The sequence below is a fragment of the Streptomyces sp. NPDC017943 genome (assembly GCF_044328425.1).
In the GTDB taxonomy this organism is placed as follows: Bacteria; Actinomycetota; Actinomycetes; order Streptomycetales; family Streptomycetaceae; genus Streptomyces; species Streptomyces djakartensis_A.
The window spans coordinates 182,802-205,838 of sequence record NZ_JBIRHH010000002.1; the positions used below are offsets into that span (position 1 = coordinate 182,802).

At 73.3% G+C, this 23,037-nt stretch carries 23 protein-coding genes; 7 read left to right on the forward strand and 16 right to left on the reverse strand.

Translation table 11 applies throughout. From position 1 onward, the window contains the following. Positions 1-101 precede the first annotated feature (101 nt). Together ACH4C6_RS05700 and ACH4C6_RS05705 are read left to right on the forward strand one after the other, a co-directional pair. A complete protein-coding gene (locus ACH4C6_RS05700) occupies positions 102-395 on the forward strand; it encodes a helix-turn-helix transcriptional regulator (RefSeq protein ID WP_398107239.1) in 294 nt (97 codons plus the stop codon). 313 nt (positions 396-708) lie between these two features. Next, the gene (locus tag ACH4C6_RS05705; protein ID WP_398107919.1) at positions 709-2,487 is read left to right on the forward strand and encodes a S8 family serine peptidase; all 1,779 of its coding nucleotides are present in this window, start codon (positions 709-711) and stop codon (positions 2,485-2,487) included. Between the two features lie 154 nt (positions 2,488-2,641). Here ACH4C6_RS05705 and ACH4C6_RS05710 read toward each other — a convergent pair whose 3' ends face one another. The 4 genes from ACH4C6_RS05710 to ACH4C6_RS05725 form a co-directional block, all read right to left on the reverse strand. Further along, the gene (locus ACH4C6_RS05710; RefSeq protein WP_398107240.1) at positions 2,642-4,081 is read right to left on the reverse strand and encodes a GH1 family beta-glucosidase; all 1,440 of its coding nucleotides are present in this window, start codon (positions 4,079-4,081) and stop codon (positions 2,642-2,644) included. Positions 4,082-4,200: 119 nt separating this feature from the next. Beyond that, the gene (locus ACH4C6_RS05715; protein WP_398107241.1) at positions 4,201-5,124 is read right to left on the reverse strand and encodes a carbohydrate ABC transporter permease; all 924 of its coding nucleotides are present in this window, start codon (positions 5,122-5,124) and stop codon (positions 4,201-4,203) included. A 12-nt stretch (positions 5,125-5,136) separates the two neighbouring features. Next, positions 5,137-6,123, reverse strand: coding sequence for a carbohydrate ABC transporter permease (locus ACH4C6_RS05720; RefSeq protein ID WP_398107242.1), 987 nt, complete (start codon positions 6,121-6,123; stop codon positions 5,137-5,139). 88 nt (positions 6,124-6,211) lie between these two features. Beyond that, complete coding sequence (locus ACH4C6_RS05725; RefSeq protein ID WP_398107243.1) at positions 6,212-7,522, reverse strand: ABC transporter substrate-binding protein; 1,311 nt, start codon at positions 7,520-7,522, stop codon at positions 6,212-6,214. Positions 7,523-7,847: 325 nt separating this feature from the next. Here ACH4C6_RS05725 and ACH4C6_RS05730 point away from each other — a divergent pair, with 325 nt between their 5' ends. Beyond that, entirely contained in the window at positions 7,848-8,861 is a 1,014-nt protein-coding gene (locus tag ACH4C6_RS05730) for a LacI family DNA-binding transcriptional regulator (RefSeq protein ID WP_398107244.1), read from the forward strand. Between the two features lie 149 nt (positions 8,862-9,010). Here ACH4C6_RS05730 and ACH4C6_RS05735 read toward each other — a convergent pair whose 3' ends face one another. Then, positions 9,011-9,970: an SDR family NAD(P)-dependent oxidoreductase gene (locus ACH4C6_RS05735; protein ID WP_398107245.1), complete on the reverse strand. Its 960-nt coding sequence runs from the start codon at positions 9,968-9,970 to the stop codon at positions 9,011-9,013. Positions 9,971-10,107: 137 nt separating this feature from the next. Here ACH4C6_RS05735 and ACH4C6_RS05740 point away from each other — a divergent pair, with 137 nt between their 5' ends. Beyond that, positions 10,108-10,701 carry a TetR/AcrR family transcriptional regulator gene (locus ACH4C6_RS05740; protein WP_398107246.1) on the forward strand — a complete coding sequence of 198 codons (594 nt, stop codon included), beginning with the start codon at positions 10,108-10,110 and terminating at the stop codon, positions 10,699-10,701. A gap of 17 nt (positions 10,702-10,718) precedes the next feature. On the opposite strand, the gene ACH4C6_RS05745 is transcribed toward ACH4C6_RS05740, so the two are convergent. From ACH4C6_RS05745 to paaA, 9 genes are read right to left on the reverse strand one after another with little or no spacing between them, the layout of a single operon-like run. Next, positions 10,719-11,978 carry a kynureninase gene (locus ACH4C6_RS05745; protein ID WP_398107247.1) on the reverse strand — a complete coding sequence of 420 codons (1,260 nt, stop codon included), beginning with the start codon at positions 11,976-11,978 and terminating at the stop codon, positions 10,719-10,721. After that, a complete protein-coding gene (locus tag ACH4C6_RS05750) occupies positions 11,975-12,823 on the reverse strand; it encodes an alpha/beta hydrolase family protein (RefSeq protein WP_398107248.1) in 849 nt (282 codons plus the stop codon). Before ACH4C6_RS05750 ends, ACH4C6_RS05745 begins: the two co-directional genes overlap by 4 nt. Beyond that, positions 12,813-13,658 (reverse strand): tryptophan 2,3-dioxygenase, encoded by an 846-nt coding sequence (locus ACH4C6_RS05755; RefSeq protein ID WP_398107249.1) that lies wholly within the window; start codon positions 13,656-13,658, stop codon positions 12,813-12,815. The genes ACH4C6_RS05750 and ACH4C6_RS05755 overlap by 11 nt, the downstream gene beginning before the upstream one ends. A gap of 45 nt (positions 13,659-13,703) precedes the next feature. After that, a complete protein-coding gene (locus ACH4C6_RS05760; protein WP_398107250.1) occupies positions 13,704-14,483 on the reverse strand; it encodes an SDR family oxidoreductase in 780 nt (259 codons plus the stop codon). 43 nt (positions 14,484-14,526) lie between these two features. Then, positions 14,527-15,678 carry a 2Fe-2S iron-sulfur cluster-binding protein gene (locus ACH4C6_RS05765; RefSeq protein WP_398107251.1) on the reverse strand — a complete coding sequence of 384 codons (1,152 nt, stop codon included), beginning with the start codon at positions 15,676-15,678 and terminating at the stop codon, positions 14,527-14,529. Positions 15,679-15,685: 7 nt separating this feature from the next. Continuing rightward, complete coding sequence (gene paaD / locus ACH4C6_RS05770) at positions 15,686-16,198, reverse strand: 1,2-phenylacetyl-CoA epoxidase subunit PaaD (protein ID WP_398107252.1); 513 nt, start codon at positions 16,196-16,198, stop codon at positions 15,686-15,688. Beyond that, a complete protein-coding gene (gene paaC, locus ACH4C6_RS05775; RefSeq protein ID WP_398107253.1) occupies positions 16,195-17,022 on the reverse strand; it encodes a 1,2-phenylacetyl-CoA epoxidase subunit PaaC in 828 nt (275 codons plus the stop codon). Before paaC ends, paaD begins: the two co-directional genes overlap by 4 nt. Beyond that, positions 17,006-17,317 carry a 1,2-phenylacetyl-CoA epoxidase subunit B gene (locus ACH4C6_RS05780; RefSeq protein WP_398107254.1) on the reverse strand — a complete coding sequence of 104 codons (312 nt, stop codon included), beginning with the start codon at positions 17,315-17,317 and terminating at the stop codon, positions 17,006-17,008. The genes paaC and ACH4C6_RS05780 overlap by 17 nt, the downstream gene beginning before the upstream one ends. Then, positions 17,314-18,420: a 1,2-phenylacetyl-CoA epoxidase subunit PaaA gene (gene paaA, locus ACH4C6_RS05785; protein ID WP_398107255.1), complete on the reverse strand. Its 1,107-nt coding sequence runs from the start codon at positions 18,418-18,420 to the stop codon at positions 17,314-17,316. The genes ACH4C6_RS05780 and paaA overlap by 4 nt, the downstream gene beginning before the upstream one ends. Before the next feature lie 334 nt (positions 18,421-18,754). On the opposite strand from paaA, the gene ACH4C6_RS05790 reads away from it, so the two are divergent. The 3 genes from ACH4C6_RS05790 (at position 18,755) to ACH4C6_RS05800 (ending at position 21,425) form a co-directional block, all read left to right on the forward strand. Next, the gene (locus tag ACH4C6_RS05790) at positions 18,755-19,003 is read left to right on the forward strand and encodes an acyl carrier protein (protein ID WP_398107256.1); all 249 of its coding nucleotides are present in this window, start codon (positions 18,755-18,757) and stop codon (positions 19,001-19,003) included. After that, positions 19,003-20,487 (forward strand): class I adenylate-forming enzyme family protein, encoded by a 1,485-nt coding sequence (locus ACH4C6_RS05795; protein ID WP_398107257.1) that lies wholly within the window; start codon positions 19,003-19,005, stop codon positions 20,485-20,487. The genes ACH4C6_RS05790 and ACH4C6_RS05795 overlap by 1 nt, the downstream gene beginning before the upstream one ends. A gap of 188 nt (positions 20,488-20,675) precedes the next feature. Then, positions 20,676-21,425: an enterobactin synthetase gene (locus ACH4C6_RS05800; protein WP_398107258.1), complete on the forward strand. Its 750-nt coding sequence runs from the start codon at positions 20,676-20,678 to the stop codon at positions 21,423-21,425. Between the two features lie 64 nt (positions 21,426-21,489). Here ACH4C6_RS05800 and ACH4C6_RS05805 read toward each other — a convergent pair whose 3' ends face one another. Together ACH4C6_RS05805 and ccrA are read right to left on the reverse strand one after the other, a co-directional pair. After that, entirely contained in the window at positions 21,490-21,684 is a 195-nt protein-coding gene (locus ACH4C6_RS05805; protein WP_398107259.1) for an antitoxin, read from the reverse strand. Positions 21,685-21,793: 109 nt separating this feature from the next. Next, positions 21,794-23,023 carry a crotonyl-CoA carboxylase/reductase gene (gene ccrA, locus ACH4C6_RS05810; RefSeq protein WP_398107260.1) on the reverse strand — a complete coding sequence of 410 codons (1,230 nt, stop codon included), beginning with the start codon at positions 23,021-23,023 and terminating at the stop codon, positions 21,794-21,796. Between the last annotated feature and the right edge of the window lie 14 nt (positions 23,024-23,037).

Below are 23,037 nucleotides of genomic sequence, written 5' to 3' on the forward strand. Positions count from 1 at the left end.
CGGACGGGACGCGGTCCGGTGCATCCGCGCAGCGGGTGTGGCCGGAAGAGGGAGGCAGCGGCGCCGATCGGCGCCGGGTTCCCGGATCGGGTGGAGGCGTGGTGGGCAGGCGGGCCGGCTGGTCCTTCGTGACCTCGCATGCCCGGGTACTCGCCGCCGTCGCCGCGATGCCCGACGCACGCGTCCGGGACATCGCGCACACGAGCGGCATCACCGAACGCGCCGCACACCGCGTCCTCGCCGACCTCGAGCGCGCCGGTTTCCTCACCCGGTGGCGCGTGGGGCGGCGCAACCGGTACACGGTCCACTTGGAGCGGGGCCGGTGCCACCCGGACGAGACGGCGCTGCCGGTGCCGGCGCTCCTGGCCCTCGTCCGGCTGACGGAGCGGCCGTAGGGGCGCGGCCGCCTGGAGGGCTCGGCGTCGGCCTGTGAGTCGCCGGGCGACGCGGCCGCTTGGAGGGCTCGGCGTCGGCCTGCGAGTCGCCGGGCGCGGTCCCGGCCGTGCCCGCGATGCGGAGCCCGGCCCTCTACTTGTCCGCTCGCGACGATCAGTGCCCCGCAGCCCCTTCCCTTGTCATGCCCTCATCTGAAATGTTGCGTCGACCCATTCGACCCACGGCCCGGCCGGCGCCACCCTCTGCCCCGGGCTCCCGGAGGATGCTGTGACAACCCCCCGCACATCACCGCGCCGTCTCAGACGGTCGCTGCTGTCCGTCGCCGCCGTCGGAGCGGCCCTCGCGCTGGCCACGCCCGCCGGCGCCGCCGGCACCGGCACCGGGCTCCCGCCGGCACCGGCCGCGGCCCGCGCCGAGTCCCGCACCGCCACCACCGCCCAGACCGCCGCCGGCTGGGTCGCCGGGACCAGGTCCTACCTGGTCGTCACCACGCCCGGTGACACGGCGGCCGTCCCCAACGCCGTGGCCGCCAACGGCGGCTCGGTCTTCGCGTCCTACGACGCGATCGGTGTCGTGGTCGCCCACTCCGCCTCCGTCGGCTTCGCGACCGCCATGCGCTCCGTCGCGGGCGTGCAGAAGGTCGGCGCGACCCGCACCTCGGACGTCCCCGCGGACGCCTACTCCCCCACCCTGCCGAGCGCTCCCCCGCAGTCGGCCACCACCCTCACCGAGACCGCGCGGTGGGACATGACCCGGATCAACGCCGACAAGGCCTGGGCCGTCAGCACCGGCTCGCCGTCGGTCAAGGTCGGCGTCCTGGACACCGGAGTGGACGACCGGCACCAGGACCTCGCGCCCAACTTCGACGCCGCCGACTCCGCCTCCTGCGCCTACGGCAAGGCCGACACCCGCTCCGGGGCGTGGCGTGACGTCGGCACCCACGGCACGCATGTGGCGGGCACCATCGCCGCCGCGAAGAACGGCAAGGGCGTGGTCGGCGTCGCACCGGGCGTCACCATCGCGTCGGTGCGCATCGCGGAGCCGGGCACCAGCATGTTCTTCGCCGAGAACACGATCTGCGGCTTCATGTGGGCCGGTGACCACGGCTTCGACGTCACCAACAACAGCTATTACACCGACCCGTGGATGTTCAACTGCCCCGACGACCCGGACCAGGCGGCCATCATCGAGGGGGTGCGCCGGGCCCAGGAGTACGCGGAGGGCAAGGGCTCCCTCCAGGTCGCCGCGGCCGGCAACTCCGACTACAACCTGGCCGACAAGCGCTCGGACAGCTCCAGCCCGAACGACTCGACCCCCGTCAACCGCACCCTCACCAACGCCTGCGTCGACATCCCGACGGAACTGCCGGGCGTCGTGACCGTCGCGGCGATGGGCAACGGGAACGTCAAGGCGTCCTACTCCAACTACGGCCGGGACGTCATCGACGTCGCGGCGCCGGGCGGCGACGGAGCCTACGGCGTCTACTCCACCCTGCCGGGCGGCAAGTACGGCAACATGAACGGCACGTCGATGGCCTCACCGCACGTCACCGGTGTCGCCGCGCTGCTGAAGAGCGCCGACCCGTCGGCCACCCCGGCTCAGCTCCGTGAGCGGCTGGGCGCCCAGGCCACGGACACGGCCTGCCCGTCCGACAGCCGCTGCACCGGCACCACGGCGAAGAACGCGTTCTTCGGCGAGGGCCAGGTCGACGCGCTGAAGGCCGTCGGCGGAACGACACCGCAGCCGGGCCGCTACTTCGAGAACACCGCCGACGTCGCCGTCACCGACAACGCCACCGTGGAGTCGCCGATATCGGTGACCGGCGTGACGGGCAACGCCCCGGCCGCGCTGAAGGTGGGTGTCGACGTCAAGCACACCTACCGCGGTGACCTGGTGCTCTCGCTCGTCGCCCCGGACGGGTCCGTCCACCTCCTGGAGGACTTCGCCGACGGTGACAGCGGCGACGACGTGGTGAAGACGTACACGGTCGACGCCTCCTCGGAGACCGCCTCCGGCACGTGGAAGCTCCGTGTGCGCGACATCGCCACCCGGGACACCGGCCGCATCGACACCTGGAACCTGACCTTCTAGCCGCGCGCGCCTCGTGCCGTGCGCGGGTGGCTGTCGCCCACGGCACGACCCCGCCCGCGGCACGACCCCGCCCCCGGTTCCCCGCGGTCGCGGGGAGCCGGGGGCGGGGTGCTCGGTGCGGCGTCACGCGGGGTCGGGCCGCCGCACCGGTCCGTCAGGCGCCCGGGAGGACGCCGGTGCGGGCCACCTCGGCGTACCAGCGGGCGCTGGCCTTCGGGATGCGGGTGCCGGTCGGGTAGTCGACGTACACCGCGCCGAAGCGCTTGCTGTAGCCGTGGGCCCATTCGAAGTTGTCCAGCAGGGACCACAGGAAGTAGCCGCGCACGTCCGAGCCGTCCAGGATCGCCTGGTGGACGGCGGCCAGATGGCCGCGCACGTAGGCGATCCGGGCGGGGTCGTTGACCCGCCCCTCGGGGTCGGCGTAGTCGTCGAAGGCCGCGCCGTTCTCCGTGATGACCAGCGGCAGCCGCGGGAAGTCGGCGCTGAGCCGGCGCAGCAGGTCGTACAGGCCGCTGGGGTCGACGGCCCAGCCCATCGCGGTGGTGTCACCGGGCGGCTGGTGGAAGGCGACCCGGTCGGCTCCCGGCCAGGGGCTGTGGGCGCTTCTGCCGTGCCCGTCGGAGGTGTGGGTGCCGCTGCCGTCGGCCTCGGAGACCACGGTGGGGGTGTAGTAGTTGACGCCGAGGAAGTCCAGCGGCTGGTGGATTTGCGTCAGGTCGCCGTCCTGGACGAAGGCCCAGTCGGTCAGTGCGGCGGTGTCCTTGAACAGGTCCTCCGGGTAGGCGCCGTTCAGCATCGGGCCGGTGAACACGCGGTTGGCGAGCGCGTCGATCCGGCGGACCGCGTCCGCGTCGCCGTCCGAGGCGGTGAGCGGACGCACGTGGTGGATGTTGAGGGTGACCGAGACCTGGGCGTCGGCGCGCAGACGGTCGCGCAGCGCCTGGGCGGCGAGGCCGTGGCCCAGGTTGAGGTGGTGCGCGGCGCGCAGGGCGGCGACCGGGTCGGTGCGGCCGGGGGCGTGCACACCGGAGCCGTAGCCGAGGAAGGCGCTGCACCAGGGCTCGTTGAGCGTGGTCCAGGTCTTCACCCGGTCGCCGAGGGCGTCCGCCGCGAGGGCCGCGTACTCGGCGAACCGCTCGGCCGTGGCCCGCTCGGGCCAGCCGCCCGCGTCCTCCAGTTCCTGGGGGAGGTCCCAGTGGTAGAGGGTGGCGACGGGCTGGATGCCCTTGTCGAGCAGGTCGTCCACGAGGCGCCGGTAGAAGTCCAGGCCCTTCTGCACGGCGGGGCCGCGGCCGGTGGGCTGGATGCGGGGCCAGGCCAGGGAGAAGCGGTAGGCGCCCAGGCCGAGTTCGGCCATGAGGGCGACGTCCTCGCGCCGGCGGTGGTAGTGGTCGGTGGCCGTGTCGCCGGTGTCGCCGTTGCGGACCCGGCCGGGAGTGCGGGCGTAGGTGTCCCAGATGGACGGGGTCCTGCCGTCCTCGGCGGCTGCTCCTTCGATCTGGTAGGAGGCGGTGGCGGAGCCCCAGAGGAAGCCCTTGGGGAAGGTGCGGGCGGCGTCCGGGGCGGACGCGGTCTGCTGTGCTGCGGTGACCACGTAAGTCCTTTCGAGGTGAGGTGTGCGACGGGCGCGAGGAGCCGGGGCGGGAGGGGGTGACGGGCGCGGAGAGCCGGACGGGACCGTCCGGGCGGCGGCCCGGCCGCGTGGGCGGTGGTTCAGCCCTTGACCGCGCCCGCCATGATGCCGCTGACGATCTGGCGGCCGAAGACGATGAACATCGCCAGGAGCGGCAGCGTGCCGAGCAGGGCGCCGGCCATGATCAGCGACTGGTCGCGGACGTAGCCCGCGCTGAGCTGGGTGAGGGCGACGGGGACCGTCGGGTTGGTCATGTCGAGGACCACGAACGGCCAGAAGAAGTCGTTCCAGGCGTGCACGAACGTGATCATGAACAGGACGGCCATCGCGGGGCGGGCGACGGGCAGCACGATGCTCCAGAAGATCCGCAGCGAGTGTGCCCCGTCCACGCGCCCGGCCTCGACGAGTTCGTCCGGCAGGGCCTCCGACAGGTACTGCCGCATGAAGAACACACCCACCGCGCTCACCAGCGTCGGGAAAATGACGGCGGGCAGCTGCTGCGACCATCCGAGTTCGGCCATCATCATGAACAGCGGTACGACGCCGAGCTGCGGCGGCACGAGCATGGTGCCGATGACCAGCATGAGCAGGGCGTTGCGCCCCTTGAACCGCAGTTTGGCGAAGGCGAATCCGGCGAGTGTCGCGAACAGCACCGTGGACAGGGCGATGACCCCGGCCACGATGAGGCTGTTGATCATCGCCTTGCCCATCGCCGCCTCGTCCCAGGCGCGGGCGAGGTTGCTGAACAGGTTCGGTCCGGGCAGGAACGGCGGCGGGGTCTGGCTGACCCGGGTGTTGTCCGTGGAGGCGGCGACCATCGTCCAGTACAGCGGGAAGACCGACAGCACGGCCATGACGGCGAGCAGGACGTAGGTGAGGGGGCCGGCGTGGTGCTGGCGGCCGGCCCGCTGGCGCAGCAGCCGGCGGCCCCCGCGGCCGACGGTCTTCTCGGGTGAGGCCGGGCCCGCGGTGTCCGTCCGGGCCGGGAGACTGTGAGTGGTCATGGTGACTCCGGGTCAGGACGTGCGGGAGCGGGCGCGCTTGACGACGCGCTGGACGAGGAAGACGAGGAGGAGCAGCAGGAACATGGCCCAGGCGACGGTGGCGGAACGGCCCATCTGGTAGTTCTTCCAGCCCTCCTCGTACAGCAGCAGGCCCAGGGTCTGGTACTGGTTGTCCGCGCCGCCGCTGACGCCGTTGGGCCCCTGGCCGAAGATCAGCGGCTCACCGAACAGCTGCGTGGCGCCGATCGTGGAGAGCACGATGGTGAAGACGATCGTGGAACGGATCCCGGGGACCGTGACATGGGTGAACTGCTGCCACCGGGAGGCGCCGTCGAGCGAGGCGGCCTCGTAGCGGTCGGCGGGGATGGCCTGCATGGCGGCCAGGTAGAGCAGCGCGTTGTAGCCGGTCCAGCGCCAGATCACGATGGTGGAGATGGCCACCTGGGCGGGCCACTTGTCGGCCTCCCAGTCCACCGGGTCGATCCCGACCGAGCCCAGCGCCCAGTTGATCATGCCGAAGTCACGCTCGAAGATCATGGTGAAGACGAGGGCGGCCGCGGCGACGGAGGTGGCGTAGGGCACCAGTGAGGCCACGCGGAAGAACAGCGAGCCGCGCATCCGGTAGTTGAGCAGGTGCGCCAGGCCGAGGGCCATCAGCAACTGCGGCACCGTGGAGATCACGCCGATGGTGATCGTGTTCTGCAGCGCGTTCCAGAACCGGGAGTCGCCCCACAGCTCGACGTAGTTGTCGAAGGCCACCCACTCCATGACGTCGAGGGTGGCCAGTTCGACGTCGTGCAGGGAGATCCAGGACGTGTAGACGAGGGGGTAGAAGCTGAACGCGGCGAAGACCACGAAGAACGGCGCGACGAAGACGTACGGGGCGCCCTTGATGTCGAGCCGGTGCAGGAGCGCGCCGCGCCGCCGGGCGGTGCCCTCCTCCGGGGGCGGCCCCGCGGGCTCGTCCCCGGTCAGGGCCTTGGTGGTGGAGATGGCCACCGGACTTCCTTCCTGAGAGCGGTTGGGTGAGCCGGCCGTCCGGGCCCGGCCGCGGCGGGCGGGCCCGGACGGCCGCGGGGACCGGGGGTCAGCCGACCGCCTTCTCGATGCGCTCCGCGGTGGTCTCCCACGCCTTGTCCCGATCCGTGCCCTGCTGCTCGATCAGCGTCAGGCCCTGGGAGAAGGTGTCCTTGATCGTGCCGTCCTTGCGGCCGAGGACCTGCTTGTCGGGGATCTCCTGGGCCGCGGCGCCGAAGATCCGGCCGATGGGCGCGCCGCTGAAGTACTCCGACTTGGCGTCCTTCACCTCGGGGCTGTCCAGCGCCTGGCGCGAGGAGGGGATGTTGCCGATCTCCTTGAAGATGTGGGCCTGCTGCTCGGGGGCGGTCAGCCAGGCGACGAGCTTCTTGGCCTCCTCCTTGACCGGGCTCTGCTCGACGACGCCGAGGAAGGACCCGCCCCAGTTGGCGCCCTTCGGGGCCTTGGCCACGTCCCACTTGCCCTTGTTCGCCGGTCCGGCCTTCTCACTGATGTGGCTCAGCATCCAGGCCGGGCACACGGCCGTGGCGAACGTGCCGTTGGCCAGACCGGGGTCCCAACCCGGCTGGAACTGGCGGAGCTTGGCCGACAGGCCGTCCTCCGCCGCGTCGGCGGCGAGTGCCCACGCCTGCTTGACGGCCGGGTTGCTGTCGTAGATCAGCTCACCCTTCTCGTCGTAGAACTGCTCGGAGTTGCCGTAGATCATGGCGTTGAACAGGCCGCTGGCCGCGTCCATGTAGGCGACGCCGTCGCCCTTGAAGTCCTTCTTGAAGGTGCGGCCGACCTCGACGTACTTCTTCCAGTCGCCTTCCCAGAGCTTCGCGACCTCGTCGCGTTCGGTGGGCAGGCCGGCCTTCTCGAAGTAGTCCTTGCGGTAGCAGACGGCCATGGGGCCGATATCGGTGCCGAGGCCGAGCACCTTGCCGTCGCCGGTGCTGATCTGCGATTCCTTCCACGGAAGGAAGTGGTCGGTGCCCTCCGTCCCGGAGAAGTCGGCGAACTTGTCCGCCTGCGTCTCCGTGATCTCCTTGGCCCGGCCGATCTCGATGCCCTGGATGTCCTTCAGGCCCTTGCCGGCGGCGAGCCTGGTCTGCAGGGCGGTGTAGTACGTCTGCTCGTCGCCGGCGATCTCGGCCTTGATGTCGACGTCGGGGTTCTCCTTCTCGTACTGCTCGAGAAGGCCGGTCTCCTTGAGGCCCATCACCCCGTACAGGCCCATGGTGATGGTGACCTTGCCGTCCTTCTTGCCGCCGCCGGTGGCGGAGTCGTCGCTGCCGCCGCAGCCGACCACGAGCGCCAGCGCGCCGGCGGTCGCGGCCGCCGCCACCGCCTTTCTGCGCAACGAACCGGAAGTGCTCATGGGTGTCCTCCTAGCGACGGCGCCGCCCCGTCGACGGCGACGAGAGCTGCGCTGGCTGCGGGCATGGCCGCAGCGCTGAGTTCGGGATGGTTTGTCAGGGTGGGAACGTGCCCACTCGTGGGTGGGCACGTTCCCACCGGGGCGCCTCGTAGACTCGTACGGGCGGACCGATCTGTCAATGACTTGAACACAACTCGTTGCCGCGCAGGCTGCGGTGCGGTGGGTGGCCGCTCGCTCGGGCAGTGCCCCGGCGGCGCCTGGATCTGCAAGAATTGCGCAGGTCACCTCCGCGGCATCTGCCGCCGCGGCGCCGAGGGGGGAGCTCATGACCGGCAACCGCCGTCCAACGATCAAAACGGTCGCCGCCCGCGCCGGCGTGGGCCGCACGACGGTCTCCCGTGTCGTCAACGGCTCGGACCTGGTCAGCGCCGACGCCCGCGCCCGGGTGCTCGCGGCGATCAAGGAGCTCAACTACGTCCCGAACTCCGTCGCCCGCGGCCTGGTGACCAACCGCACCGACGCGGTGGCCCTGGTGATCCCCGAGTCGGAGAGCCGGCTCGGCTCGGAGCCGTTCTTCGCCGCGATCATCCGCGGTGTCAGCGGCGCGTGCGCGGAGAGCCGCACCCAGTTGCAGCTCGTGCTCGTGCGCGACGAGGCCGAACGCGACCAGCTGGCCGAGTCGGTGGCGACCCGCCGTGTGGACGGTGTGCTGCTGGTCTCCGTGCACTCCGGGGACCGGCTGCCGGGCATGCTGGAGGAGATGGGGCTGCCCACCGTCCTGGCCGGCCGCCGCGACGCGGGCGAGCAGCTGAGCTACGTCAACGCGGACAACGCCGGCGGCGCCGCGGAGGCGGTGCGGCACCTGCTGGGACGCGGACGGCGGCGGGTGGCCACGATCACCGGCCCGCTGGACATGGACGTGGGCCGCAGCCGGCTCGCCGGATGGCGCGCCGCACACCGGGAGGCGGGCGCCGCCGCGCCGGACCTCCTCGTCGAGACGGGCGACTTCACCGAGGAGGGGGGTGCTCGCGCCATGCGTTTGCTTCTTGAACGCGTCCCCGACCTGGACGCCGTCTTCGCCGCCTCCGACCTCATGGCGGTCGGCGCCCTGGCCGAACTGCGCCGCTGGAGGCGACGGGTGCCGGAGGACGTGGCCGTCGTCGGGTTCGAGGACTCCGTCCTCGCCCGCCACACCAACCCCCCGTTGACGACCGTGCGTCAGCCGGTGGAGGAACTGGGCCGGACGATGGCCCGCATTCTCGCCGACATCACGCGGCAGGGCGCGGACCGCCGGCAGATCACCCTGCCGACGGAACTGGTGGTGCGCGAGTCCTCCTGACCCTCGACCCCCGCTCCCGCAGCCGCGGTTCCGCGGGCCGCGCGACCGGGCCGCAGCACACTCCCGCCCCACACGCGGGCGCCGCGGACCGGTATCACGGTCCGCGGCGCCGGAGCGGGGTCGCGTAGGGAACGGTCGCCCCCCTGGAGTCAGTTGTGGGTGCCCAGGGTCTGCTCGGAAACCTGCCACAGCCGCGCGGCCGCCTCGGGGTCCAGGGCGTGGTCGGCGACGCCGGTGCGGGCGCCGAGCTGTCCGCGGACCGCCTCGTTGCAGTCCTCGAAGTAGCGCCCGCTGACACCGTCCAGCAACGGCGACGCCGCCAGCAGCACGGAGGTCGCGGCGCCCTGCTCCGTCGTCTTCCAGCGCAGCTCCACACCTCCCGCGGACTGCGCGCGCAGCCGGGCGAGCTCCTCCTCGGTGACGTGCCGCTGGAGGTTGGTGCGGATCCCGCCGGGCATGAGCGCGTTGACGGTGATGCCGTCCGCCGCCCAGCGCACGGCGCCCTCGACCGCGAACAGGACGTTGGCCGTCTTCGACTGGCCGTAGGCGGACCAGGGTTCGTAGGGGCGCTCGCGGAAGTGGATGTCGTCGAAGACGACGCCGGAGCGGTGGTGGGCGCTGGAGCTGACGGCCACGACACGGGCGCCGTCCCGGGCCAGGGCCGGGTGCAGGCCGGTGGCCAGGGCGAAGTGCCCGAGGTGGTTGGTGGCGAACTGGAGCTCCCAGCCCTCCGGAGTGCGCAGCTCCGGGGAGGCCATCACCCCGGCGTTGTTGACCAGGATGTGCAGGGGCCCGTCCCACCCGGCGACGAACGCGGCGACGGAGGCCCGGTCGGCCAGGTCGAGGGCCGCGACCCGGACGTCCCGGTTGCCGGTGGTGGCGGTGACGTCCTGGGCGGTGCGCCGCCCGGCGGCGGTGTCGCGGACGGCGAGGGTGACCTGCGCGCCCGCGGCGGCCAGGGCGCGCACGGTCTCCACGCCGATGCCGGAGGCGCCGCCGGTGACGACGGCGCGGCGGCCGGTCAGGTCGACGCCCTGGACGACCTGCGCGGCGGTGGTCTCCGCATCGAAGGGGGTGGTGAGACGTGTGGGGGAAGTGCTGGGGTTCATGGCGGGTCCCGTCTGGCTGCATGCCTGGAGCTGGGCGCGGAGGACGGCGAGGCCGGTACAGTGGGAACCGGAGGAGCCTCCGCATACAGCGAGAGTAAACGGAGGATGCTCCGTTTGCAACCAGAGGAGGATGAGCCGTGACCGCCGACCCCCGGCCGCTGCGCGCCGACGCGCGCCGCAACCGCGAGCGACTGATCGAGGTGGCCGCCCGGGCCTTCGCCCAGGACGGGACCGCAGTGACGCTCGGCTCCGTGGCCAAGGAGGCCGGGGTGGGCATCGGTACGCTCTACCGCCACTTCGCCACCCGCGAGGAACTCGTCGAGGCGGTCTACCGCAGCGAGCTGGAGAGACTGTGCGCGTCCGCAGCGGAGTTGCTGCGCACCGAGGAACCCGACGCCGCGCTGCGCGCCTGGATGGACGGTTTCGTCCGCTACATGACCACCAAGCGCGGGATGTCGGAGGCGTTGCGTGCCGTCATCGCCGGCGGAAGTGATCCCTTCTCCCGGAGCAGGGCCATGCTGACCGCCGCGATCACCGAGTTGCTCGACGCCGGCCGGGAGGCGGGGCGGGTGCGCGACGACATCGAGCCGGACGACGTGCTCTTCAGCCTCAGCGGTCTGTCCCTCGCCGCCACGACGCCCGAGCACCACACCCGGATGGCCCGGCTCCTGGACCTCCTGATGGACGGGCTGCGCCGTCACGGCCCCCCGCAGCGGACGGGCCCCCGGTGAGCCGGTGACCCGGTCCCTCAGGTCACCGGTCCCGCGGCCGGTGGTGCCGGGTCGTAGGCGGCGTCCCGGGTGAGGTCGCGCAGGCGGAGGGCGGCGGTGAGCATGTCCCGGTGGCTGGTGTAGAGCGCGTTGACGCCGAAGCGCAGCAGGTCGGGTGCGCGCATGTCGGCGACCACGCCGTGCTCGGCGAGGGCGGCCACCAGTCCGCGGGCGTGCGGGTGGCGGAGGCTGACCTGGCTGCCGCGGCGTCCCGGCTCGGCCGGCGTGACGGAGGTGAAGCCCGAGGGGGCCAGCAACTCGTCCGCGCAGCGCAGGAAGAAGCCCGTCAGGGACAGGCTCTTGTCCCGGACCTGCTGCATGTCCACGCCGTCGAAGGCGGTCAGGGCCGCCTCCAGGGCGAGCAGGGACAGGATCGGCGGAGTCCCGATCCGCGCGCGGGCGATGCCGGGGGCGGGCGTGTACGCGTCGCCGAGTGCGAACGGGTCGGCATGGCCGGTCCATCCGGGCAGCGGTGTCTCCAGCGCGGCGTGATGGCGCCGCGCCACGTACAGGAAGGCGGGTGCGCCGGGTCCGCCGGAGAGGAACTTGTAGCCGCAGCCGACGGCCAGGTCGACGCCGGTCCCGTCGACGTCCAGGGGAAGGGCGCCGGCCGCGTGGCACAGGTCCCAGAGCGCCAGCGCCCCGGCGTCGTGGACGGCCCGGGTCAGCGCCCGCATGTCGTGCAGCTCGCCGGTGCGGAAATCGACGGGCGTGTAGCTGACGACGGCGACCCGGTGGCCCTCGGCGGCGAGGAACGACGGCAGGGCGGCCGGTGGCACCCGCCGCACGGTCAGGTTCCTGCGCCGGGCGACCGCGTCCGCCAGATAGCGGTCGGTGGGGAAGTGCCCGGGGTCGGTGACCAGGAGCGGACGGTCCGGGCGGAGCGCGACCGCGGCGTCGAGCGCGGTGAACAACTGCACGCTGGTGGAGTCGCCCACGACGGTCTGCCCGGGGGCGGCGCCGATGAGGGCACCGACGGCGTCCCCGACCCGCAGGGGCGCCTGCCACCAGCCGGCCGCGTTCCACGAGCCGATGAGCCCCGCGCCCCACTGGCGGCGCACGGCGTCGTCGAGGGCCGCGGGCACGGCCGCGGGCAGCGGGCCCAGGGAGTTGCCGTCGAGGTACACGACGCCGGGCGGCAGCAGGAACCGCGCGCGGAGCGGGGCGAGGGGGTCGTCGGCGTCGAGTTGTGCGGCTCGCCCGTGCAGGCCGGCCGGTGCGGACAGTGCGGTGGTCATCGGTGTGCGGCCTCCTCGCCCGCCCGGCCGGCGTCCCTCCGGGGGAAGGCGGCCGCCATGTCCCGAAGCGTGTCGGCGACCGCGCGGGCGCCGGGTGCTCCGGGTTCGATGAGGGTGTAGTGGCCGGTACCGGGCAGGACGACCGTCCTGAGGTCGCGGTGCACGGCCGCGTAGTCGCCGAACTGGGTGAGCGGGACCTCCTCGTCGGCCGCCCCGTGCAGCAGCACGGTGGGCACACCGGTGGAGCCGGCGTCGCGCAGCAGGCTGAGCGGGTCGACCTCGGGCAGCCGCTCCGCGAAGACGGCCTCTCCGCCCAGGAGTTGGAGGGCGGCGCCGTCGCTGAGGTCGTCGCGGCGGGTGGCGGCCAGGTCGGTGATCGGCGCCAGGGCGAGCACACTCGTCGGCAGGGTGCGGGTGTGCCAGCGCGAACCCTCGGGCAGCAGGCCGCGGGCGGCGCACCACAACGCCAGGTGCCCGCCGGAGCAGTGGCCCGCGAGGACGTACGGGCGCCCCCCGGGCAGGGTGTCGACGATGCGGGCGACGTCGTCGAAGGTCTCGGGGTAGCCGCCCGCGCCGCCGGAACGGCGGAAGCCGGGCAGCAGGACGTCGAAGCCCTGCCGGGACAGGTAGGCCGCGAACGGCGTCAGGTGCATGCGGTCGTAACGCCAGTAGCCGCCGTGCAGCAGCACGACCAGCGGGGCGTCGGGGTCGCCGGACGGCCAGGCGTCGTAGGACTGGTGGGGGTGGTCGCCGTAACGGCCGTGCACCGGCGCCAGCACCGGTTTCAGGCTCAGGACCCGCTGTTCCTCCTCGGCGGCGAAGGCGGAGATCGCCCTAGAGGTCACCGCGCACCTCCCACAGTTCGGGGAAGACCGGGCGGGCCGCGCGGCGTTCCAGCCAGGCGAGTCCGGCCGATCCGGCACTGCCCGCCTTGCCGCCCATGGCGCGGCGCACCACCAGGACGTGCTCGAACCGCCAGCGCGTGACCAGTTCGGCGATGTCGGTGAGGAGTTCGCCCAGCGCGAGGTGGGGGTGGTGCTGCGGTCCGGCGTAGACGTGCCGCCAGGTGGCCACGACCCCGGGGTCGGAGGTGTAGGGGCGGGTGACGTCCCGCTCGAGGACGTGCCGGGGAACGGGCAGTCCCTGGCGGTGGAGGTGGGCCAGCACCTCGTCGTAGAGGGAGGGTTCGCGGTAGGTCTCGCCCAGCGCCTCGTGTACGGCCGGGTCGCCGCGGTGGGCGCGCAGCAGTCCGGCGGACTTGTCGCCGAGGAGGAACTCCAGGTGCCGGTACATGGCCGACTGGAACCCGGACGCCCGGCCGAACGCGGCCCGGAAGCCGTTGAACTGGGCGGGGGTCAGCGCGGCGATGGGCGCCCAGGCGCCGTTGAGGGCCGTCAGCGCGCGGCGGCTGCGGGTGAGGGCGTCCATGGCCGCGGCCGGGTCGTCCTTGGCGAACGCCACCTTGGCCGTGCGCCACTCGTGCACGATCAGGGTGAACCACAGCTCCATCACCTGGGTGGTGACCAGGAAGCCCATCTCGTCCGGGGCTTCGGTGAGCGGGTGCTGCAGCGTGTTGAGGACGGACGCGTGCACGTACGTGTCGTAGGGGCTCGCGCCGGGGAAGGGGCGGGTCAGGTCGTCGTCCACCGGATGGTCGAGGGCGGACGTGCCGTGGTTCATCGCATCTCCTTGGAAGGCCGGCCGGTCGGGGCGGGTGGCTCGGGGTCACACACCGAGGTGGGCGCCGCCGGAGGCGTCGATCCACTGGCCGGTCACCCAGCGGGCGTCGTCGCTCGCGACGAAGGAGACGACGTCGGCGATGTCCGCCGGGTCGCCGAGCCGCTTGAAGACGGAGGCCTCGGAGTACCTGCGGCGGATCTCCGGGATGCTGAGCGTGGGGTTGATCTCCGTCTCGGTGTAGCCGGGGGCGACGGCGTTGACGGTGATGCCGCGGGAGCCCAGCTCCTGGGCGAGGGAGAGGGTGAGGTAGTCGAGGGCGGCCTTGGTCATGGTGTACGAGACGATCGGCGGGAAGGCGACGCGGGTCGCGACGGAGGAGATGGTGATGATCCGTCCGCCGTCGCGCAGCCGGTCCAGTCCTCGCTGGATGACGAAGAACGGCGCCTTGGTGTTGATGGCGAAGACCCGGTCGTAGTCGGCCTCGGTGACCTGCGCGAAGGGCTTCGGCAGGGTGATGCCGGCGTTGCTGACCAGGATGTCCAGGCCGTCGGGGGCCTCTTGGGCGGCCAGGGCGCGGTCGAAGGCGGCCCACAGGGTGTCGGCGTCGCCGGGCACGCCCAGTTCGGCGTGCACGGGGAAGGCACGCCCGCCGTCGGCCTCGATCTCCTTGACGGTGCGCTCGGCGGCCGCTTCGTCGTGGCCGTAGTGGACCGCCACCAGGGCGCCCTCCCGGGCGAGACGGCGGCTGATGGCTCTGCCGATGCCCCGGCTGCCGCCGGTGACCAGGGCGGTCTTCCCTTCGTGACGAGCGGTGGTGGTGGTCAAGGCGCGTCTCCTTCCTGGTGGGTGGCGTGACCGGGGGCGGTCCTCAGGCGTCGAAGTCGAGGGTGACCTCGGGGGTGTTCGGGCGGGCCCGGCAGACGAGCGTGTATCCGGCGGCGAGGTCCCCCGCGTCGAGGGCGTGCTGGGCATCCGCCGCCACCTGCCCGGACAGGACCTTGGCCCGGCAACTGCCGCACACGCCCTCGCGGCAGGCGTAGGGGATGTCGGGGTGGGCGCGCAGCAGGGCGTCGAGGAGGGACAGGTCCCCGGGCCGGACGACGGCGACGCGGCGGCGCCCGTCGAGCAGGGCGCTCACCCGGGTCTCCCCCACCGCGGGCACCGGTCCGGACGCCGGCGGCTGGGGTTCGCGCCGTGGGCGGGGTGCCGACGGCGTCGTGAAGAGTTCCCAGCGTACGAGCGCCGGGTCCGCTCCCCAGTCCGCCAGGGCCCGTCGCGCGCTGTGCAGGAGCCCGGGCGGGCCGCACAGGGCGAACGCCGTGTCCGGGCCGGGCCGGGCGCCCAGGGCCGCCAGCAGGTGGCGCAACCCGGCCGCGTCGAGCCGTCGCGCGAGCGGCCCGTCCGCGCTCCCCCGGTCCTCCCGGGTCAGGACGTGCAGGACGGTGAGCCGGTCGACGAACTCGTCCTTCAAGTGAGCCAGTTCGTCGGCCAGCAGGGCGTCGGCGGAGGTGGGGACGGAGTGGATCAGGCTGACCCGGCAGGCCGGGTCCCGGCGCAGGGCGTGGGCGGCCATCGGCGCCAGCGGGGTGATGCCGGAGCCGCCCGCGAGGAGCATGTGGTGGCCTCCGGGCGGGAGCTCCGGCAGGGTGAAGGAGCCGGTGGGCGCGGAGAGTTCGAGCCGGTCGCCGGTCCGGAGACGGCTGGTGGCATACGCGCCGAAGCCGCCGGGGCCACCGCGTTTGATCACCAGGCGCAGCGCCCCGGGCTCGTCGGGGGGCGGGCACAGCGAGTAGCTGCGGCGCAGTTCACCGCCGGGGCGGCGGTGCCGGACGACGACGTGCTGGCCCGGGTGGTGGGCGAAGACGGCGCGCAAAGCTTCCGGCACCTCGAGGGTGACGGCCACCGTGTCGGCCGTCGGGCGGCGGAGCCCGGCCACACGCAGCGAGTGGAAGCCGCCCCGGCGGGAGGGAACGGGCTGCATGGGCGGGGCGGTCGTGGGCGGGGCTGTGGTGGTGTTCACGCGGGCCTCACAGCGCGGTCAGATGGGGGAAGGGCTCACGGCACGCCGTGCACCACAGCACCGACTGGCAGCGCGACGGCCCGAAGGTGCTGTGCGGACGGGTCGCCCGGGAACCGCAGTGGGGGCAGGGCACGCCGCCCAGCTCGACAGGGACCGGGCCGTCCGGGACCGGCGAGACGGGCGGGGCGATGCCGTGTGCGGCGAGCCTGCGCCGGCCCTCGGGGGTGATGCGGTCCGTGGTCCAGGGCGGCGACAGCACCTGCCGCACGCGGCCGTCGGGGTGACCGCAGGCGGCCAGGACGTCCCGTACGGCGGCGGTGATCTCGGGCAGCGCCGGGCAGCCGAGGTAGGTGGGCAGGATCTCCACCTCCAGCACCCCGTCCGCACCCGGCCCGACCGAGCCCACCACGCCGAGATCGCCGAGGCCGATCACCGGCAGCTCCGGGTCGGGCAGCGCCCCGACCCGCTCGCGCACCTCCTGGACGGAGCAGCGGGGCGGGGACGGCGTCGACGCGGTCACCAGCGACCTCCCGGGAACTGCCGGTGCACCGACTGGAGTTCGGCGATGAGCGGGCCGAACTCCTCGGTGTGCAGACCGGACCGCCCGCCCCTGGCCGACCAGGACGGGCCGGGCAGGGTGAGTCCCGCACCCGTGACGACCTCGGAGACGGTCCGCTGCCAGGCCGTCCGCGCGAGCGCCGGGGAGGGGGCCGTGCCGGACGCGGACAGGCGGCGGGCCACCTCGTCCTCGTCGAAGAGCTCAGCGGTGTAGGGCCACACCCGGTCCAGGCCCTGCTGCATGCGCCGGGCGCTCTCCCGCGTGCCGCCCGCGAGCGTCCGGGTCCACCGGTCGGCGTGCAGCCGGTGGAAGGCGACCTCCTTGGCGGCGCGGGCGCCGAACGCGGCGAGTTCGGCGTCGGAGCAGTCCGCCAGCGCCTGGTAGTACGCGACCGCGTAGTGGGTGTAGGCCAGTTGACGGGCCACGGTCGTCGCGAAGTCCCCGTTGGGGAGCTCGGTCAGCAGGACGTTGGTGAACTCGCGCTCCGAGCGGGTGAAGGCGAGGTCGTCCTCGGTGCGGCCGCTGCCGTCGAGCCGGCCGGCGCGGGTGAGCAGCACGCGGGCGTGCCCGATGAGGTCGAGGGCGATGTTGGACAGGGCCAGGTCCTCGTCCACGGTGGGCGCGCGGGTGATCCACTGGCAGAGGCGCTGACCGAGGACGAGGGCGTCGTCGCCCAGGCGCAGGAGGTGGACGGCCAGGTCGGCGGCGGTGCAAGTCGCGGCGGCCGGGGCGCCTTCCGCGCCGGGCGCCGCGGGAACTGCCGGGTCGTCACGCGTGGTGGTCACCTCGGGGGCCTTTCTCGGTCAGCGGCGTGAAGTGCTCGGGGTGGCGGTAGGGCTTGCCGGTGCCCGCGAAGTACGGATCGCGTTCGTCCGGGGAGGCCGTGTGCACGGCGTCGGAGCGGACCACCCACAGCGACAGCGGCTCGCCGCGGCGTGTGAACAGGTCCCGCGCCGTGGCCAGCGCCGCGTCCGGCCCGGCGGCGCGCACCGACCCCACGTGCTGGTGGGCGAGGCCCCGGCGGGCCCGCAGGAACACCTCCCAGGACGCCGGCACGCCCTCCCCCGCTGCGCCGTTCATCCCGCCTCCTTCCCCACGGCACGCGTGACGTCCGTGCGCTCCGTGGCGTCCGTGGCGTCCGCCGCGCCCGTCGCGTCCGCCGCCTCCGCGCGGGCGGCGTACGCGACGGCGGCCTCGCGCACCCAGGCGCCGTCCTCGTGTGCGGCCCGGCGGTGGGCGATGCGCTGCCGGGCCCAGTGGGTGTCGTCGCCCAGGGCCTCGCGGTAGGTGTCCCAGTCGACGGGCGTGAAGTCGTAGTGGCCGCGCTCCTCGTTCCAGCGGATCGCCGGGTCGGGCAGCGTCAGTCCGAGGCGTTCGGCCTGCGGGACGCAACTGTCGACGAAGCGCTGGCGGAGTTCGTCGTTGGTGTGCCGCTTGATCCCCCAGGCCATCGCCCGGCGCGACACCGCGGCGCCCAGTGCGGCGGTCCGCGCGTCGGCCCCGCCCGCCTCGGTGTCGGGGGGTCCGAACATCAGCGCCACGGCCGGCAGCCACCACCGGTCCACCGCGTCCTGCGCCATCTCCTTCTGCTGCGGCGTCCCCTCGCACAGGGCGCGCATCAGGTCGTAGCCCTGCCGGACGTGGAAGGCCTCCTCCTGGCAGACGCGACGCATCGCGCGGGCGTACGGCCCGTAGGACGTGCGGCACAGCGGCGCCTGGTTGATGACGGCGGCGCCGTCCGTCAGCCAGGCGATGGCCCCGGTGTCCGCCCAGGTCAGCGCGGGGTGGTTGAACGTGGCGGAGGCGCGCTGCTGTCCCCGGTGCAACGCGTCCAGCAGCTCGGCGCGGTCCACGCCCAGGGTCTCGGCGGCGGAGTAGAGGTACAGCCCGTGCCCTGCTTCGTCCTGCACCTTCGCGAGGAGGACCGACTTGCGGTGCAGGGACGGGGCTCGGGTGAGCCACGCGCCCTCCGGCTGCATGCCGATGATCTCGGAGTGGGCGTGCTGGGCGATCTGGCGGATCAGCATGCGGCGGTAGGCGTCGGGCATCCAGTCGCGCGGTTCGATGGTCTCGCCGTCGGCGATGAGAGCGTCGAAGTGGGCGAGCAGTGCGTCCTGTTCCGCGGTGGCGGGCTCGGGAGCAGCGGCGGCGACCGCTCCGGCCGTCGCGGTGGATCCGGTCACGCAGCACCGCCCCCAGGGACGGCGACCGCCGCGCCGCCGGGGAACGCCGGCGCGGGAGACCCTCCCGGTGCCGGGACCCGTACCGGCTGCCTGGGCACGCGCATCACTCCTTCGGTTCGGGGGCGTTCGCCCGGCCGGGGCCCGACCGGGCGGCCGGGACGCTTCGTTGCGGAAAGAGGCCGGGCACGGCCCCGGCTATCCCCGCCGCACGAGGATCGGGCGCGTGACAAAGCTCACGGCACGACCCCGGGAGTGGAACCGGTCGTGCCGTCCTCTTGAGGAGGTGACAGCCGAGTCCCGTACGGCGGCCGGCACGCCGAGGAAAGGGGAAACCATGAGCACCATCAGGGAGTTGCTGGTCGAACTCACCGGTACGGCCGAGTACGCCGACCGGATCGGCGACGACGTCGACCTGGCGGCCAGCGGCATCGACTCCGGGGACCTGGTGCGCCTGGTCCTCCTGGTCGAGCAGCGGCTCGGTGTCGAGATCACCGCCGAGGACATGGAGAAGCTGCACACCATCGGCGACTACGAGCGCTTCCTGGCCGAGCACTCGGTCGCCGGGGCGAGCGGCGGCGCGTGATGTGGCTGACGCAGCTGCTGGAACGCAACCGCCAGTGCCGGCCCGGCCGGACCGCGCTGGTGGACGAGGAACGCAGCGTCACGTGGGCCGAGTTGCACGACCGGACCGTCGAACTGGCGCGAGGGCTGGCCGAGTCGGGCATCCGCCCGGGTGACCGGGTGGCCGTTCTCTCCAAGGACCGCGTCGAGGTGCTGGAGACCTACTTCGCTCTGGCCCGGCTGGGCGCGCTGTTCGTGCCGCTGAACCACAGCCTGGCCGAGCCCGAGGTGGCCGGCATCGTCGAGCGCGTCGGCGCGGTGGCCGTCATCGGCGAGTCGGATCTGCTCGACCGGCACCTCGACCTCGCGGACTCGGTGCGGATCCGGCTGGCCCTCGACAAGCCCGCCTTCGCGACGCTGGGCAGCCTGGCGACCGAGCGGGACCTGCCCGTCGTCGCCGACACCGACCCCATCGCCGTGCTGCACACCTCGGCCACCACCGGGCAGGCCAAGGGCGTCACCGTCGACAGCGCGTCCTTCCGGGCCATCGCCCTGGGCTGGCTGGTGATGGCCCGCCCCACGGACGACATCGTCATGGTCAACTGCTGCCCCCTGTACCACGGCAGCATGGTGGTGTCCCTCACCTACATGGCGGCCGGCGCGACGATCGTGCTGATGCCGGGCTTCACCCCGCAGCGGGCCCTCGCCGCGGTGGAGCGGCACCGGGCCACGCACATGTGGATGGTCCCGCAGATGCTGCGGTTCATGCTCCAGGCCAAGGCGTCCGCGCACACCGACCTGTCCTCCCTGCGGGAAGTCCTGTACGGGGCCGCACCCATGCCCCTCGACGTCTACGCCGAGGCGGTGGAGCGGCTGGGCTGCGGGTTCCGGCAGGTCTACGGCATGACGGAGGTGGGCGGCCCGTTCGTCACGCTGGGCCCCGACGAGCACCCCGCGCCCGGGGACGTCACCGCCCGCATCCCCTGCGGCAGGGTCGTGCCCGGCATGTCCGCACGCGCCGTCGACGGGACCGGCCGGGAGCTGCCGCCGGGTGACATCGGCGAGATCGTGGTGCGGGGTCCCGGCGTCATGCAGGGCTACTGGAACGACCCGGAGGCCACCCGCGAGATCACCCTCGACGGCTGGATCAGGACGGGCGACCTGGGCTTCCTGGACGAGGAGGGCCGGATCAGCCTGGTGGACCGCACGAAGGACGTGATCATCCGGGCGGGCCAGAACGTCTACCCCTCGGAGATAGAGCGGGCCCTGATGACCCACCCGGCGGTCCGCGACGCGGCGGTCGTCGGGATGCCCGACGAGGACTACGGCGAGGTGCCGCTGGCGTACGTCGTGACGGAGCCGGGCACGGAGCCGGGGGCGGCGGCGCTGCTGGCGCACGTGGCCGGGCTGCTCGCGCCGTACAAGCGGCCGCGGCGGGTGGAGTTCATCGAGCAGGTGCCGCGCAACCCCGCAGGGAAGATCATCAAGAAGCTGCTGCGGGTGTGAGGGCGGGGCGGGCGGTGACGACCGGGCGCCCCACGCAGGCCGGGCCGGCCACGGCGACGACGCCGGGGCCGGCCCGAGGCGGCTGGTGGGGTCCGTCAGAGGCACGCGACGCCGAGCCGACAGCAGACAGCCCGGCGCCGACCCGGACCCGTCACCGGACCGGGCCGGCGACGCACGGTGGCGGACCCGTGTCGCTCGAGCCGTTCGCGCCACCTGGGCGGCGGCCTGCCGTGGACGTCCTCGGGGGTGACGACGGCGCGCGCCTGCCCGGCCCGTCGGCGCTTGCCGCGCTGCCGGTCGCCTCCGGGCTGGGGCTGGGTGTCGCCACCGTGTCCGAGCCGTGCCTGGAGCCGGCCGGACCCGCCGAGGCGGAGGTGGCGGCGTCGATGCCGGCCCGGCGGCGGCTGGAGTTCCTGGCGGGCCGGTGGGCCGCCCGGCGTGCCCTGCGCGCAGTGGGCCTGGACTGCGGGGAGATCCCCCGAGCGGGGCGGCTGCCGGTGTTCCCGCCCGGCGCGGCCGCGTCGATCTCGCACAGCGCCGGGATCGCGGTCGCCGTGGCCCGCGGCCCGGGCCGGGACCTCCCCCTCGGCTGCGACCTGGAGCTGCGGCCCCTCCCCCGCGGCGCGGCCCGGCTGGTGCTGCGCGAGGACGAGGAGGGACTGCTTTCCCGCGGCTGCCGGCCCACGGGCACGGCCTGGTCGGTGACCGAGCTGTTCTCCGCGAAGGAGGCGGCGTGGAAGGCCCTGGATGTGCGCGACAGTGCCTGCGGGGTGGGTACCGCACCGGGGAGTCTGCGGGATCTGCGGGCCGAACTGGCGGGAGACGAGTTGCGCGTGGCCCTGCGGGGCGTCCCCGCACGGGCCGTCCGGGTGCGGGTGACGCACGTGGGGGCGGGCGTGTTCAGTCAGGTCACCGGGTGGGCCGGCCGGCCCGGCTGACCGCGCTGCGGCATACCGCCGCCCCCGGCGCGGCGCACCGGGGGCGGCGGGACGGTCCAGCCGGTCAGTGTTCCGACGTCCCGCCGTCCCGGTAGGAGCGCCGTACCGTGTCACCGGCCTTGTCGGTCTGGGCGTCGTACTTGTTGCCCGTCCGATCGTCGACCATGCGCTCGGCGCTGCCGACGCCCTTGTCCGCCTGGTCGGGGTGACCCTTGGCCATCTGCTTGGCCTTGTTCATCATGTCGCCCAGCTTGCCCATGGAAGGTACCTCCGGGGAGTGCGCGTACGTCGTACTCCGCGCAGGTACCCCTCCCGCCGAGGACGAATCACCCCAGCCGACTCATTTCGGTCTGATTGTCCGCGGTCGCTCATCCGCGGTCGCCCACCCGGGCGGCCATGTTCCCCGCGGGGTGCCGGTTGTCGTGGATGAGCTGGTGCGCGAGGCCGATCTCGTCGAAATCGAAGGTACGGGACAGGCAGGGATCAATGATTCCCTGGTCGATCAGCCGGGTCACCTCGCGCGCCTCACGGGCCGTGGCGACGTGCGAGCCCTGCAGGCGCTTCTGCCGCATCCACAGGAACCGCAGGTCGACGTCGCCGTTGTAGCCGGTGGTGCCGCCGCACAGGACGACCATGCCGCCGTTGTCGCACAGGTACAGGGACGTCGGGATCGTGTCGGCGCCGGAGTGCTCCAGGACGATGCGCGGGTTGCGGCGCTCCCCGAGCACGTCCCAGAAGCGCCGCCCGAAGGCGCGGGCACCCGACAGCCAGCGGGCGGTCGCCGCCTCGTCGGAGGTGTCCGGCAACCGCCCCCAGTGATCGAAGTCCCGCCGGTCGATCCAGCCCTCGGCGCCCAGCTTGAGGCAGAACTCGCCGCGCTCCTCGCTGGAGACGACCGCGACGGGGATGCCGCCGACGTGCCGGACCAGCTGGATGGCGATGCAGCCCAGCCCGCCGGCGCCGCCCCACACCAGGACCGGGTCGCCGGGGCGCACGGTGTGCGGCGGCCAGCCGAACAGCTGGCGGTAGGCGGTGGCCGCGGTCGCCATGTAGCAGGCGGCCTCCGGCCAGGACAGCCGGGCGGGCTTGGGGTGGCACATGTAGTCGTCGACGACCGCGAACTGGGCGAAGGAACCGTGGTTCTCCTCGTAGCCCCACACGCGCTGACTGGTCGACCAGGTGGGATCGCCACCGAGGCGGATGTCCTCGGCCTTCTCGTCCCAGCGGTTGGCGAGGACGACGACCTCGTCGCCGAGCCTCACTCCGCGCACGTCCTCGCCGACCGCCCACACGATGCCGGACAGGTCGGAGCCGCCGATGTGGAAGTCCTCGGTGGCGCCCGCCTTCTGCCGGGCCGCGATCACGTCGAGCGGCGAACCCAGCGCGGCCCAGACGTTGTTGTAGTTGATGCCGGCCGCCATCACCTTCACCAGGACCTGTCCCCGCCCGACGGGAGGGACGTCGACCACCTCGGTCCTGAAGGCGTCGACGGGCTGTCCGTAGCGCTCACGCCGGATGAGCGAGGCGTACATCTTCTTCGGGGCGGTACCCAACTCGGGCGCGTCACCGAGTTCGTAGAGGTCCTGGGTCGCACTCACGCTGTCTCTCCTCG